Raw genomic sequence first — 13670 nt, forward strand, 5'->3', positions numbered from 1 at the left:
GCGGGTCATACCTGGCCGACCACGCTCACCGTGACCGGCTCCTGCACCGGCGTCGACACCGGGGTCTCCGGCAGATCCGGCACCCGGGTAGCACGCGCGTACACCGTCTCCCCCGCCTCGAGGTGCAGCGCTGCACTGTCACCGCGCGTGACCTGAGCCGAGAAGAGCTCGCCGGTTGCCTCGTTGCGCAGGTCCACTCGAACCTCGAAGCCGAGGTACACGACGCGCTCGACTGTTGCGCGTGTGACGCCGAGCGACTCGGCCGTTCCGGATTCCTGCGCGAGAGCCATGCTCGGATCGCGGCCGAGACGGATGTCATGCGGACGGACCAACTGCCCGTTGAGCTTCGCGACGGATCCGAGGAAGGACATCACGAAGTCGTTGGACGGGCGGTCGTACAGGTCGGCAGGTTCACCGATCTGCTCGATCCGCCCCTTGTTCAGCACCGCGATGCGGTCGGCGACGTCGAGAGCCTCTTCCTGGTCGTGGGTGACCAGGACGGTGGTGACGTGCACCTCGTCGTGCAGGCGACGCAACCACGTGCGCAGGTCGGCACGCACCTTCGCGTCGAGCGCGCCGAAGGGCTCGTCGAGCAGGAGCACCTGTGGATCCACAGCCAGAGCGCGCGCCAACGCCATGCGCTGACGCTGACCACCGGAGAGCTGCGCGGGGTACCGATGCTGAAAGCCGTCGAGGCCGACGATCCCCAGTAGTTCGTTGACCTTCTTCTCGATCTCCGGCTTCGGGCGCTTGCGGATCTTGAGCCCGAACGCCACGTTGTCCCGCACCGTCATGTGCTTGAACGCCGCGTAGTGCTGGAACACGAAACCGATGTCACGCTTCTGCGGCGACACGCCGGTGACGTCCTTGCCTGCGATGGTGATGGTTCCCGAATCGAGTTCTTCGAGCCCTGCGATCGAACGCAGCAACGTCGACTTTCCCGAGCCACTGGGCCCGAGCAATGCCGTCAACGAACCCGAGGGAATGTTGACCGTCACGTCGTCGAGCGCCGCGAAATCACCGTAGTTCTTGCGGGCCCCGGTCACTGTGATCATGTGGTGCTCCTCTTACGGTCCAGCAGCGTCATCAGCAACAGGACAATGATGGCGATGCCCATCAGCAGCGTTGCCGCCGAATACGCACCAAAGGTGTTGTGGTCGTCGATGTATCGCGAGTGCACCAGCAACGTCAGTGTCTGGGATACCCCCGGGAAGCCGGAAGAGACCATGATGACTGCGCCGAATTCACCGAGCGAACGCGCCACCGTCAACACGATTCCGTATGTCAAGCCCCAACGGATCGCGGGCAAGGTGATCCGCCAGAACGTCTGCCAACCAGAGGCACCGAGCGTCGCGGCTGCTTGTTCCTGCTCGTCGCCGATCTCGTGAAGTACGGGTTCGACTTCCCGGACGACAAAGGGGAGCGTCACGAAAATCGTCGCGATCACCATGCCTGGCAAACCGAAGATGACCTTGAACCCCAACGATTCGATTCCGCCGAACCAACCGTTGGCACCCCACAGAAGAATCAAGGACACACCAACGACGACGGGCGAGACTGCGAAGGGCAGGTCGACCACCGACTGCAGAACTCCGCGGCCCGGAAACCGACCACGGACAAGAGCGAGTGCGGTGACCACACCGAACACGACGTTGATCGGGACCACGATCGCCACGATGATCAGCGAAAGATTCAGCGCGGAGATCGCTGCCGGCGTCGTGATCGATTCGAGAAACGGGCCGATTCCGTTCTCGAACGTTCGCGTCAGTATCACACCGATCGGCACGACCAACAACACGAACAGGTAGACGAGAGCGATGGTCCGCAGACCGATCTTCGATCCTCTGGACACATTCATCGGGAACTCTCCTCACGTCGCTGTCCGCGCGATGCGAAGATTCGCAGGACGAACAGCGTCACGAATGCGATGGCCAGCAACGCTACCGAGACGGCAGCGGCGTTGGTCGGACGATCGATCTCGATCTGCTGCTGAATGTACTGCGACGTCATCTGTGTCACGCGTGGGATGTTGCCGCCGATCAGAACGACCGAGCCGTATTCACCGATCGCTCTGGCGAACGCGAGGCCCGCACCGGAGATGACGGCAGGCGCCAACGTCGGGAGAACAACCGAGCGAAAGATCGTCCAGTTGGAAGCTCCCAACGACGCAGCGGCTTCCTCGACTTCGCGGTCGACCTCCATCAGCACCGGCTGCACCGAGCGAACCACGAACGGCAAGGTCACGAAGGCCAATGCCACGATCAGTCCGGGCTGAGTTGCATTGAGGTGGATGTCGATCGGCGACTGCGGGCCGTACAACGACAGCAGCACGATCGACGCCACGATGGTGGGTAGCGCGAACGGCAGATCGATCATCGAGTTGACGATGCGCTTGCCCGGGAAGTCGTCCCGGACCAGCACCCACGCGATGATCGTGCCCATCACGACGTTGATCAATGCCACGATCACCGAGACCAACAACGTCACGCGCAACGACGCCAAGGCGACGGGTGCGGTGACGGCGTCCCAGAATCCGGAGATCCCCTCGTCGAACGCGGTGGCGGTCAACGCGGCGAGCGGAAGCAGAACGATCACGGAGAGCCACAAAGTGGCCACTCCGATTCCGAGCGGCCCCACACTCCCCGTGACCCGCGCGAGTTTTCGCCGACGAGCCACGGGGGTGGGGTCAATAGTGTCAGTCACGTCAGTCTTACTTGGTCGCGTTGTCGTAGATCACTGCGATCGAACCGGTGTCCTTGGTGAACAGAGCACTGTCCACGGCCTTCCAGCCGCCGAGGTCTGCAATGGTCCACAGCTTGGTCGGCTCGGGGAACTTGTCGGTGAACTTGGCAGCGACGGCGGGATCCACGGGACGGAATCCTGCTTCGGCCCAGAGCGTCTGACCCTCGGTCGTGTACAGGTAGTCCTTGAACGCGGTCGCCTTGTCGAGGACCTTGCTGTTCGAGATCACGGCAACGGGGTTCTCGATCTTGAAGGTCGTGGGCGGGGTGACGTGCTCGACCGGGTCGCCGTTGCCTTCGATGAACAGTGCCTCGTTCTCGTAACTGATCAGAACGTCACCGCTACCCTGCAGGAAGGCTTCCGAAGCCTCGCGTCCCGACTTGGGCTGGATCTTGACGTGGTCGTTGACCAAGGCGGTGACGTAGTCGAGACCCGCCTGCGGGTTCTTGCCACCGTCGCTCTTCGCGGCGTACGGCGCCAAGAGGTTCCACTTGGCCGAGCCGGAACTGAACGGGTTCGGCGTGACGACCTCGAGGCCGGGCTGAAGCAGGTCGTCCCAGTCTTTGATGCCCTTCGGGTTGCCCGGACGCGTCACGATGGTGACTACCGATCCGAACGGAATTCCGTTGTAGGCGTCCTGGTTCCAGTTCTGATCTACCAGACCGGCATCGACCAGACGGGTGATGTCGGGCTCGACGGAGAAGTTGACGAAGTCTGCCTCGGCACCGTCCTTCACCTTGCGCGACTGGTCGCCTGAGGCGCCGTAGGAAGGATTGAAGTTGACGTTCTTGCCCTCGTCGGTCGCCTGGAAGGCTGCGGTGAGCTTGTCGAAGCCAGGCTTCGGCACGGCGTAGGCGAACAGGTTGATCGTGCCGGCGCTACCGTCGCTGGCGGCGCTGTCACCACCCACGGTGTCGCTCGAGCCACCACTGCACGCTGTGAGTACCACGGCCCCCATGGTCGCGATAGCAGTGAGAAGTGTGCGGGAACGGCGTTTCATTGCAGATACCTTCCTGAAAGGACTGACAAACGAGGGTTGGTCAAACGACAAGTCCGAGACCTCTGGGGCTGATTCCATCGGGATGTTCAGACATGGAGAGCCGACGGGCGATGAGCCCTGAATCGGGGGCGCGAGTTACGCGCAGAGAAGTTCGAGTGGGGTGCGCAGCACCACCGGAGAGGTCGAACTCAGGAAATCAACAACAGGCGACGTCAGCGACGTCGAGCATGCCGACAGCAATCAACGCCAACTGGTGGCGGATTACGGGAGCTGTTGCTTCGGACACGCGGTGGACTTTAGCAGAGCACCGGCGCCCGCTCTAATCGAGAGAACTAACGGGTGAGAAGCCACGCGACGATCACGAGGAGAATCAGGGCGATCAGGGCGAGAGTGACCCGTGAGCGGGGCATCAGCTTTCCTCTACTTCTCGAGAATTCCTACGCAACCAGCCGAAGAGCGGCAGAGCGAGAACGGCGGCCAACACGCGATCCAGACCGATGGCCACCAGGCGGCACAGCGGAACGACGACGATCAGGACCAACGCGACCTGCGGGATGAACGGGAGCCCCGCCATCCACAGCTCGAAGCTGTCCCACCAATCCGCTATCCGATCCACGCCAACACCCTATCCTTCGGACGATACGGTCCCGACAGCGTGTGGATTGGACGTGTGTCGATTCTGGCCGGATGATGGCCGAATGAGTGCTGACGACGAAGTGGTGCAGACTATTCCTCCCGCCTCCACGGGTCACCATCGAAGCAACTTTCCCCCTATCGACGACTACGCGTTTCTTTCCGATTGCGAAACCTCGTGCCTGATTGCCCGTAACGGATCTGTCGAGTGGATGTGCGTTCCCCGCCCGGACTCCCCCAGCGTGTTCGGTGCCATCCTCGACCGCAGTGCGGGCCATTTCCGTATCGGCCCCTACGGCCAGAACGTGCCGGCCGCTCGGCGCTATCTGCCGGGTGGACTCATTCTCGAAACGACCTGGCAGACCGAGACCGGCTGGCTCGTCGTACGCGACGCCCTGGTTCTCGGTCCCTGGCACAACGTCGACAAGCGATCGAACACGCACAAGCGCACACCGACCGACTGGGATGCCGAACACACCCTTCTCCGTACGGTCAAGTGCGTCAGCGGCACCGTCGAACTCGAGATGAGCTGTGAGCCCGCGTTCGACTATCACCGTGGCACGGCGAATTGGGAGTACACCGGAAAGGTCTACGAGGAAGCAACGGCAACGTGTCGCTCCGCCAAGCCCGGCGACCATCCCACTCTGCGCTTGACCACCGATCTCCGATTGGGTCTGGAAGGTCGTGAGGCACGGGCCCGGACGCGACTGGTCGAAGGCGACAACGTGTACGTCGCGCTCTCGTGGTCGGATCTTCCCGCGCCGCAGACGTTCGACGAGGCCGCCGACAAGATGTGGCAGACGTCGAAGTCCTGGCGTGAGTGGGTGACGATCGGCAAGTTCCCCGATCACCCGTGGCGCGGATACCTGCAGCGCAGTGCGCTCACACTCAAGGGGCTCACCTACGCACCGACCGGAGCCCTGCTTGCGGCTTCGACGACCTCGCTACCGGAAACACCAGGCGGAGAACGTAACTGGGACTACCGCTACGCGTGGGTTCGCGATTCCACCTTCGCACTGTGGGGCCTCTACACGCTCGGGTTGGACCGTGAGGCCAACGACTTCTTCAACTTCATCTACGACGTGTCGAGTTCGGACAACGGTCAGCCGCATCCTTTGCAGGTGATGTACGGCATCGGCGGCGAGCGCACGCTCGAGGAATCCGAACTCAACCATCTGTCCGGCTATGACGGCGCCCGTCCGGTGCGTATCGGCAACGGGGCGTTCGATCAACAGCAGCACGACATCTGGGGCACCATGCTCGACTCGGTGTACCTCCACATCCGTACCCGCGAGCGCGTCCCCGAGGCGTTGTGGCCGCTACTCAAGAAGCAAGTCGAGGAAGCGATCAAGCATTGGCGCCAGCCCGACCGCGGGATCTGGGAGGTGCGCGGTGAACCGCAGCACTTCACGTCGTCGAAGATCATGTGCTGGGTCGCACTCGATCGCGGCGCCAAGCTGGCAGAGATGCAGGGCGAGAAGAGCTTTGCGCAGCAGTGGACCGCCATCGCTGACGAGATCAAGGCCGACATCCTCGCGCACGGTGTCGACTCGCGCGGAGTTCTGACACAGCGGTACGGCCACGATTCACTCGACGCGTCGCTCTTGTTGGCACCGCTGCTGCGCTTCCTGCCGGCCGACGATCCGCGCATCCGGGCGACGGTGCTGGCGATCGCCGACGAGCTCACCGAAGAGGGGTTGGTCCTGCGCTATCGCGTCGACACCACCGACGACGGATTGAGCGGAGAAGAGGGCACGTTCACCATCTGTTCCTTCTGGTTGGTGTCCGCCCTCGTCGAGATCGGCGAACTGGATCGGGCAAAGCATCTCTGCGAGCGCCTGCTCGGGTTCGCGAGCCCCCTCAAGCTGTACGCCGAAGAGATCGACGCCCACACCGGTCGCCATCTGGGTAACTTCCCGCAGGCGTTCACACACCTGGCGCTGATCAACGCCGTGGTCCACGTGATCCGCGCCGAGGAAGCTGCCGAAGCCGGAGCTTTCCAGCCCGCGCACAACGCGACCTAGACCCCCTGCTGTGCGCCTTTATTAACCGCCCGCGGTTAATAAAGGCGCACAGCAGGTCTAGCCGGCCACCGCTTCGAGCTGCGGCGTGATCGATTCGAGCGAGTACTTCAGCGACAGCGACGACGGAGTGTTCAGGCCGGCAACAGTCGGATAGTCGACGATGGCCAATCCGCCACCCTTGACTGCAGGCAGGTCGGCAAACCCCGGCAGCTTCATCATGTCGTCGAGCGACCCGCCGTTGGGCAGCAGCACCACGACGTCGGCGCTGAGAGCGTCGACCCGTTCCGGGCTGAGTATCAGCCGGCCACCGGTCACACCGGCCTCGTCGACCAGCTTGGGCGGCAACGACATTCCCAGACGCGTGAACAGTCCCGAAGCACCGTCCTTGGGATCAGCGACGATCACCAACTGCGACGTCGGGAAGACGTACTGCGACAAAAGAGCGGACTTACCCTTCAGCCCCGGCAACCGCTGTGCGAGCGCATCGATCTGCCCGTTTGTCGCCTCGACGATCTCGTCGGCTCGCGACTCCTTGTCGAGAACCCGGCCGAGAATCTCCACCTGGTCCTGCCACGGATCGACCTGGACGTCGGACAGACCGGCAATTGTCGGAGCGATCTTGCTCAACTGGTCGAAATCGTCCTGATCGGCGACGGAGAACCCGCCGAGAATCAGATCGGGATCCAAGGCTGCAATTTCTTCAGCTTTGAGCGGGACACCGAACTGCTGGATCGCCGAGCGATCGAGTTCCTTCGCCGACGCGTCCACGCCACTCTCCCACGGGAACAGACCACGCTCGTCGCCCATCGGGCCGGCAGCCAGGTACCCCACCGGCTGGATTCCGAGTTCGAGCAGAGCGTCGAGCCACTGGGTGTCGGCCGCGACGATGCGCGTCGGCGTCCCGGTGATCGTGGTGGCGCCGAACTTGTGGTCGATCGTGGTCACCCGACCGTCCGCGATCTCGTCGGCGTCCGAGGACGAACATCCGCTGATACCTACGACCAGCGCTCCCAAGAGAGCTACCGCCGAAAACTTCATCGCACGCACGAAAATACTCCTCCACTAGTTAGCAGAGGCTTACCTTCTCATATGGGACCCGGCTGTGTCCGACCTTGCTTTCAGGCGAAACGAGAGAGCAGACGCTCCGCATCGGCGCCGATGCGTCGAACCACGTCGCCGGCCGGATGGGTTCCGTGTACGAGTCCGACAGCTTCTCCGGCGTAGACGACTCCGCTGTGGGGATCCGACGGGTCGTACGCCTTTGCCAGCATTTCCTCATCGGCGTCGACTCCGTGCCAGGCGGCAGTGAACTCGTTGGCCACCGCGCGGCCACCCCACCGCTGCGGCCACGGTTGACTGCGCGCTCGGTCGAACACCGAGGTGTAAATCGTGTCGGCACTTCCGGCTTCGACGACGCGCTCGCGGGCATAGTCCGGCCCGACCGTCTCCGGGCTGGCGAGCAGCGCCGTTCCGATCATCACGCCTTCCCCGCCGGCCGCCAGGACTGCGGCCAAACCGCGGCCGGTCCCGATTCCGCCGGCCGCCAGTACTGGAAGTGATGTCGTTTCGAGGATCTCCTGCAGCAGCGGCAAGGTTCCGATTCGGCCCGTGTGACCGCCTGCCTCACCGCCTTGCGCGATCACGCCGTCGACACCCGCGGCCTCGACAATGCGAAGATCTTCGAGCGTATTGATCTGTGACACAACGGGAATGCCCGCATCGTGGATTCGTCCGACATACGAGGCGGGATCACCGAACGACAAGGTGATCATGGTCGGCTCGACGGCAATCGCGGCGTCGAGCATCAACTCGTTCTCGGGCAGCGACCACGTCATCAGGCCGACTCCGAATTTTCCGCCGATCGAGCGGGCCACTTCGGCTTCGGCCTCGATCCACTCCGGTGTGTTGTACCGAGCCGCGCCGAGCAGCCCCAACCCGCCGGCCGCCGATACAGCTCCGGCGAGCGCGCCGCCCGCGCGACCACCCATGGGCGCCCCGAGAACCGGGATTTCGATTCCGAACTCTCGGGACAACCAGGTGGTGACCATGCGCTCCTACTTCTTGGGCTTCTCGCCGACCGATTCCGACGTCAAGGCCGCCACGAATGCTTCCTGCGGCACCTCGACGCGACCGATGGTCTTCATGCGCTTCTTGCCTTCCTTCTGCTTCTCGAGCAGCTTGCGCTTACGGCTGATGTCGCCGCCGTAGCACTTGGCGAGAACGTCCTTGCGGATTGCGCGAATGTTCTCGCGCGAGATGATCTTCGCGCCGATCGCGGCCTGGATCGGAACCTCGAACTGCTGGCGAGGAATCAGCTCACGAAGCTTCGACGTCATGCGTCCGCCGTAAGCGCCGGCGTTGGAACGGTGCACGATCGAGGAGAACGCGTCGACGGCCTCGCCCTGCAGCAGGATGTCGACCTTCACCAGATCGGCCTGCTGCTCACCGGCCTCCTCGTAATCGAGGCTGGCATAACCCTTGGTGCGGGACTTGAGGGCGTCGAAGAAGTCGAACATGATCTCGCCCATGGGCAGTTCGTAGCGCAGTTCGACGCGAGTCTCGGAGAGGTAGTCCATGCCGCCGAGCTCACCGCGACGGGACTGGCACAGCTCCATGATGGCGCCGACGTACTCACTCGGGGCGATGACGGTGCATTTGGCGACGGGCTCGTAGACCTCGCGAACCTTGCCTTCCGGCCAGTACGACGGGTTGGTGACGATGACCTCGGCCCCGTCCTCCATCACGACGCGGTAGACGACGTTGGGCGCGGTGGAAATCAGTTCGAGGCCGAACTCACGCTCGAGGCGGTCGCGGGTGATCTCCATGTGGAGCAGGCCGAGGAAGCCGCAGCGGAAGCCGAATCCGAGGGCAACCGACGTCTCGGGTTCATACGCCAGGGCCGCGTCGTTGAGACGGAGCTTGTCGAGGGCATCGCGCAGCACGGGGTAGTCCGAGCCGTCCATCGGGTAGAGGCCCGAGTAGACCATCGGCTTGGGATCGCGGTAGCCGACCAGCGGTTCGGTCGCGCCGTTGCGGGTGGTGGTGACGGTGTCACCGACGCGCGACTGGCGGACGTCCTTCACTCCGGTGATGAGGTAGCCCACCTCGCCGACGCCCAGACCGATACTGGCCTTCGGCTCGGGCGAGATGATGCCGACCTCGAGCAGTTCGTGTGTGGTGCCCGTGGACATCATCGTGATCTTCTCGCGGGGACGGATCCGACCGTCGACCACACGCACGTAGGTGACCACGCCGCGGTAGGCGTCGTAGACGGAGTCGAAGATCATCGCGCGGGCGGGACCGTCAGCATCGCCGACAGGCGCAGGTACCTGCTTGATGACCTCGTCGAGCAGTTCCTTGACGCCCATGCCGGTCTTACCCGAGACGCGCAGGACATCACCGGGCTCGCAGCCCGTGATGTGCGCGATCTCTTCGGCATAGCGGTCGGGATCCGCGGCCGGGAGGTCGATCTTGTTGAGGACGGGAATGATCTTGAGATCCTTCTCCATCGCCAGGTAGAGGTTCGCCAGCGTCTGAGCTTCGATGCCCTGAGCAGCGTCGACCAGCAGAATTGCGCCCTCGCATGCTTCGAGCGCACGGGAGACCTCGTACGTGAAGTCGACGTGGCCGGGAGTGTCGATGAGGTGGAGGACGAACTCTTCGCCGTCGACGGTCCAGGGCAGACGAACGTTCTGAGCCTTGATGGTGATGCCGCGTTCACGCTCGATGTCCATGCGGTCCAGGTACTGCGCACGCATCGCCCGCTCTTCGACCACACCGGTGAGCTGAAGCATGCGATCTGCCAGCGTCGACTTACCGTGGTCGATGTGCGCGATGATGCAGAAGTTCCGGATCTGCGCAGGATCCGTGAACGTCTTGTCGGCGAAGCTGCTGATGGGAGACCCCTTAGTCGGACCGGCACCGGCCCGGATCCGGGCCACTGTCAACCCTCAGGATATCCAAGCCTCGGCGCCGCCGTACCAGGGGTTCCCACGGGCGGGTGATTATGCTCGAACGCTATGGCAAGCATGTGGAAGCAGATCGGCAGAACCCTCGGCGCCCTCGCGGTGGAGAAGGGCCCTGCGTTGCTGCGCCAGCTGCAGTCGTCCACGTCCCAGTCTGCCTCGAAGCCGGGTCCGTCCGGCCGCCCGATCGCCGCGCGAACGTCTCCGACCGCACATCGCGCCCGCAAGGTCGAGTACTCCCCCGACCTCGACGGCAAGGCCGATCCGGGCGAAATCGTCTGGACCTGGGTTGCCTACGAGGAGGATCCGACCCAGGGCAAAGACCGCCCGGTGCTGGTTGTCGGCCGCGACGGCGACACGCTGCTCGGCCTGATGTTGTCTTCGCAGAGTAAACGCCAGGGTGAGCGCGATTGGCTCGCAATCGGTTCGGGTCCATGGGACGGAGAGGGAAGGCCCAGCTGGGTCCGGCTCGACCGGGTGCTCGACGTTCCCGAGAGCGGGATCCGGCGCGAGGGCGCCGTCATGGATCACAAGAAGTTCGACGCGGTCGCGGCAAAACTTCGGGCCGACTTCAGCTGGAGCTGAAGCCGACCCGAACGATGGAAACAGTATCGATCAGCTGTCCAGACGGTTGAACCGTCCGAATAGTGCTCGATAGATGAGTGCACCGAGCGCACCGCCGATGAGCGGGAACACGATGAACAACCACACCTGACCGAGTGCACCGTCCTGGAACGGCGCGACAGCGAGGCTTCGAGCGGGGTTGACGGAGGTGTTGTCGATCGGGATCGAGATCAGGTGAATGACGGCCAGGGTGAAGCCGATGGACACCCCGGCGAGCGGCACGTCGGAGATCTGGTCGGTCGACGCGAGAACGACGAATACCAGCAGTGCTGTCAGCAGGATCTCGATGATCATGGCGGCACCGATGCCGTAGCCGTCGGAAACCACGTTTCCGAGAAGATTCTTCTCGGCAGACGGACTGTGTGCGCCCCAACCGTTTGCACCCAAACCGTCAGCAGCACGGTTGTACGCCGGGAGACTGTTGGCCACCGTGTAGATCACGACGCCTGCGACCAAGCCGCCGATCGCTTGCGCGACAACGTAAATCGCCGCATTGACGGCTGAGATTCGCCCGATCACGAATTGGCCGAGAGTCACTGCTGGGTTGACGTGGCAACCGGAAATCGGTCCGATCGCATATACGAGGAACAGCAGGGTCAGGCCGAATGCGAAGGCAACTCCGAGATTGCCGACTTTCGCACCTGCAAAGACGGCAGTTCCGACTGCGGAGAACACGAGCACGAATGTTCCCACCGCTTCGGCCGCATACTTCTTCACATCCGAGATCGGTTCGATCTCAGTCAATTCCTGTGCAGTTGGAGACATATTCCCACCTTCTTCTCATCGAACGGTAGTAATGCTCACGCGCCTAGATTTGCCGGACTTTACGCAAGCCTGGTGATCTCCACAACAACTTCGAGATCTGTGGAGCGTCCACCGGAAAAGATTCCCTTCAAAGGCGGCACATCCGAATAGTCCCTTCCTATTCCGACCGAGACATGCTGTTCATTCACAGCTATCACATTGGTCGGGTCGTATCCCCACCACGCGCCGGTCCACGCCTCGATCCACGCGTGCGATTCGCCGACCACCGTGTCCCCGACTGCCGCATCACGTTTGGGGTGGAGATAGCCGGAAACGTATCGACACGGTATCCCCATCGTTCGAAGCAATACCAAGGTCAGATGCGCATAGTCCTGGCAGACGCCTTTCCGTGCCGACCACGCCTCGACCGCCGACGTATGCACTCCGGTCGTACCCGGCACATATGACATTTCGCCGTAAACCCATTGCGACGCAGCCACTACTGCATCTTCAGGTGATTTATCTTTGCGCAATTCCTTGGCAATTGTCGCCAGCTTACGATCACGCGGAACATATCTCGTGAAACTCAGTTGTTCGTTGAATCGATCTTTAATCGCGTTTCCCGACAATTCATCCCAGTCGACGGTTTCCTCGGGCTGAACAAACGGTTCCGTCTCCACCACCGACAGTCCGGTCACTTCGAGTTCCGTATGCGGGGCGTGCAAGTCGAAGGCGGTCACCGCGGTGCCCCAGTAATCGGTGTATCGGTAGGAACGCGTTGCCGGCTGGGTTTCGACGCGCGTGAGTATCACCGTCTGCCTGGTGTCGCCGCGAGGTGTCAATCGCGCTTCGTTGTACGACGACGTCACCGGGGCGTCGTACGCATATCCCGTGGTGTGCACGACCCTCATTCGCCAGCTCACAGCTCTCCCTCCACCGTCGACTCCGCATACGCGGCGCCGGCATCCGTCCACGCGACCCACGGCGCAGCGTGGAAGTACTGCAATGCAATTGCCTCACCCAGTTCGCGGCAGGTCTCCTGCCAACCGAGCAACCGTCCCTGCAGATCCTCGAGCAACACGCCCTGCGGCAGGAACTCGAGTTCGCTGCGTGCGCGGCCCAGAAGCCGCGGCGCCTCCGCCCGGATTCCGACGCGACTGCCCGGCTGCGGGTCGAGCTCCTGCAGGCACTTCTCGGCCTGCCTGATCGAGTGGAACACCGAGCGCGGAAAGAGCCTGTCCAACAAGATGAACTCGACGACGCGATTGGCGTCGAGTGCTCCGCGATACGTACGCAGATACGTGTCATGTGCGCCCGCCGAGCGAAGAACGCTGACCCATGCCGGCGACGACGGGCGGTCACCGGCGCGCGCCAGAAGCATCCGCACGATCATGTCGACACGTTCGATCGACCTGCCCAGCAGAAGGAACCGATAGCCGTCGTCGCGACTGAGCGTGGAATCCGCCAGGCCCGCGAACATCGCTGCGCGTTCCTCCACATAGCGGAAGAACTCGTGTGGCCCCAGCCTGCGTGAGGCACGTTCACGCTCGGCCAGTCCGTTGTACGTGGTGTTCAGGCACTCCCACATCTCACTCGACGTGACCTCACGCGCCCCGCGAGCATTCTCACGAGCACTTGCCAGCGAGTCCACGATCGAACCAACCTGGTTGCGGCTGAACGCAACCAGATCGGTGAGCGAGCGCACGTCGAGCTTGCCCTCCGGCGCCTCGATGCCGAGGACACGCAGGAGCAGACGCGACGTGCGGTCCGGGTCGACGGTGGCGTCGTCGAGCAATTGATGGACGGCGACGTCGAGGATCCGAGCAGTGTCGTCGGCGCGCTCGACGTAGCGGCCGATCCAGTAGAGGGACTCTGCGTTGCGAGCAAGCATCGGTCACCACGCTCCGTTCACTGATAGTTCTTGGTAGCTGGGCACTT

The 13670-nt window shown here is 63.0% G+C and carries 14 protein-coding genes; 2 read left to right on the forward strand and 12 right to left on the reverse strand.

Annotation, left to right across the window (positions count from 1 at the left end; genetic code table 11):
* Nucleotides 1-5 precede the first annotated feature (5 nt).
* The 6 genes from BH682_RS18070 to BH682_RS18090 form a co-directional block, all read right to left on the reverse strand.
* On the reverse strand, nucleotides 6-1055 hold the full coding sequence (locus BH682_RS18070; RefSeq protein ID WP_007731046.1) for a sulfate/molybdate ABC transporter ATP-binding protein: 1050 nt from the start codon (nucleotides 1053-1055) through the stop codon (nucleotides 6-8).
* A complete protein-coding gene (gene cysW, locus BH682_RS18075; protein WP_003944503.1) occupies nucleotides 1052-1858 on the reverse strand; it encodes a sulfate ABC transporter permease subunit CysW in 807 nt (268 codons plus the stop codon). Before cysW ends, BH682_RS18070 begins: the two co-directional genes overlap by 4 nt.
* Nucleotides 1855-2703: a sulfate ABC transporter permease subunit CysT gene (cysT, locus tag BH682_RS18080; RefSeq protein WP_030536617.1), complete on the reverse strand. Its 849-nt coding sequence runs from the start codon at nucleotides 2701-2703 to the stop codon at nucleotides 1855-1857. Before cysT ends, cysW begins: the two co-directional genes overlap by 4 nt.
* A gap of 7 nt (nucleotides 2704-2710) precedes the next feature.
* Nucleotides 2711-3742, reverse strand: coding sequence for a sulfate ABC transporter substrate-binding protein (locus BH682_RS18085; protein ID WP_003944569.1), 1032 nt, complete (start codon nucleotides 3740-3742; stop codon nucleotides 2711-2713).
* A 196-nt stretch (nucleotides 3743-3938) separates the two neighbouring features.
* A complete protein-coding gene (locus tag BH682_RS37195) occupies nucleotides 3939-4028 on the reverse strand; it encodes an Ms4533A family Cys-rich leader peptide (RefSeq protein ID WP_309599318.1) in 90 nt (29 codons plus the stop codon).
* 123 nt (nucleotides 4029-4151) lie between these two features.
* Nucleotides 4152-4358: a hypothetical protein gene (locus BH682_RS18090; protein ID WP_007731042.1), complete on the reverse strand. Its 207-nt coding sequence runs from the start codon at nucleotides 4356-4358 to the stop codon at nucleotides 4152-4154.
* 82 nt (nucleotides 4359-4440) lie between these two features.
* On the opposite strand from BH682_RS18090, the gene BH682_RS18095 reads away from it, so the two are divergent.
* Nucleotides 4441-6399: a glycoside hydrolase family 15 protein gene (locus BH682_RS18095; RefSeq protein WP_003944557.1), complete on the forward strand. Its 1959-nt coding sequence runs from the start codon at nucleotides 4441-4443 to the stop codon at nucleotides 6397-6399.
* 57 nt (nucleotides 6400-6456) lie between these two features.
* On the opposite strand, the gene BH682_RS18100 is transcribed toward BH682_RS18095, so the two are convergent.
* From BH682_RS18100 to lepA, 3 genes are all read right to left on the reverse strand, one after another.
* Nucleotides 6457-7437 carry an ABC transporter substrate-binding protein gene (locus tag BH682_RS18100; protein ID WP_202426799.1) on the reverse strand — a complete coding sequence of 327 codons (981 nt, stop codon included), beginning with the start codon at nucleotides 7435-7437 and terminating at the stop codon, nucleotides 6457-6459.
* A gap of 80 nt (nucleotides 7438-7517) precedes the next feature.
* The gene (locus BH682_RS18105; protein ID WP_047270792.1) at nucleotides 7518-8447 is read right to left on the reverse strand and encodes an NAD(P)H-dependent flavin oxidoreductase; all 930 of its coding nucleotides are present in this window, start codon (nucleotides 8445-8447) and stop codon (nucleotides 7518-7520) included.
* Nucleotides 8448-8453: 6 nt separating this feature from the next.
* On the reverse strand, nucleotides 8454-10346 hold the full coding sequence (lepA, locus tag BH682_RS18110; RefSeq protein ID WP_003944564.1) for a translation elongation factor 4: 1893 nt from the start codon (nucleotides 10344-10346) through the stop codon (nucleotides 8454-8456).
* A 72-nt stretch (nucleotides 10347-10418) separates the two neighbouring features.
* On the opposite strand from lepA, the gene BH682_RS18115 reads away from it, so the two are divergent.
* Nucleotides 10419-10949 carry a type II toxin-antitoxin system PemK/MazF family toxin gene (locus BH682_RS18115; RefSeq protein ID WP_075833639.1) on the forward strand — a complete coding sequence of 177 codons (531 nt, stop codon included), beginning with the start codon at nucleotides 10419-10421 and terminating at the stop codon, nucleotides 10947-10949.
* A 30-nt stretch (nucleotides 10950-10979) separates the two neighbouring features.
* Here BH682_RS18115 and BH682_RS18120 read toward each other — a convergent pair whose 3' ends face one another.
* From BH682_RS18120 to BH682_RS18130, 3 genes are read right to left on the reverse strand one after another with little or no spacing between them, the layout of a single operon-like run.
* Complete coding sequence (locus BH682_RS18120; RefSeq protein ID WP_075833641.1) at nucleotides 10980-11753, reverse strand: aquaporin; 774 nt, start codon at nucleotides 11751-11753, stop codon at nucleotides 10980-10982.
* Between the two features lie 59 nt (nucleotides 11754-11812).
* The gene (locus BH682_RS18125; protein ID WP_075835349.1) at nucleotides 11813-12643 is read right to left on the reverse strand and encodes a transglutaminase family protein; all 831 of its coding nucleotides are present in this window, start codon (nucleotides 12641-12643) and stop codon (nucleotides 11813-11815) included.
* Between the two features lie 8 nt (nucleotides 12644-12651).
* On the reverse strand, nucleotides 12652-13623 hold the full coding sequence (locus tag BH682_RS18130) for an alpha-E domain-containing protein (protein WP_003944483.1): 972 nt from the start codon (nucleotides 13621-13623) through the stop codon (nucleotides 12652-12654).
* Nucleotides 13624-13670 lie beyond the last annotated feature (47 nt).

Origin of the sequence: Rhodococcus sp. YL-1 (assembly GCF_001942025.1) — a bacterium.
Lineage (GTDB): Bacteria > Actinomycetota > Actinomycetes > Mycobacteriales > Mycobacteriaceae > Rhodococcus_F > Rhodococcus_F qingshengii.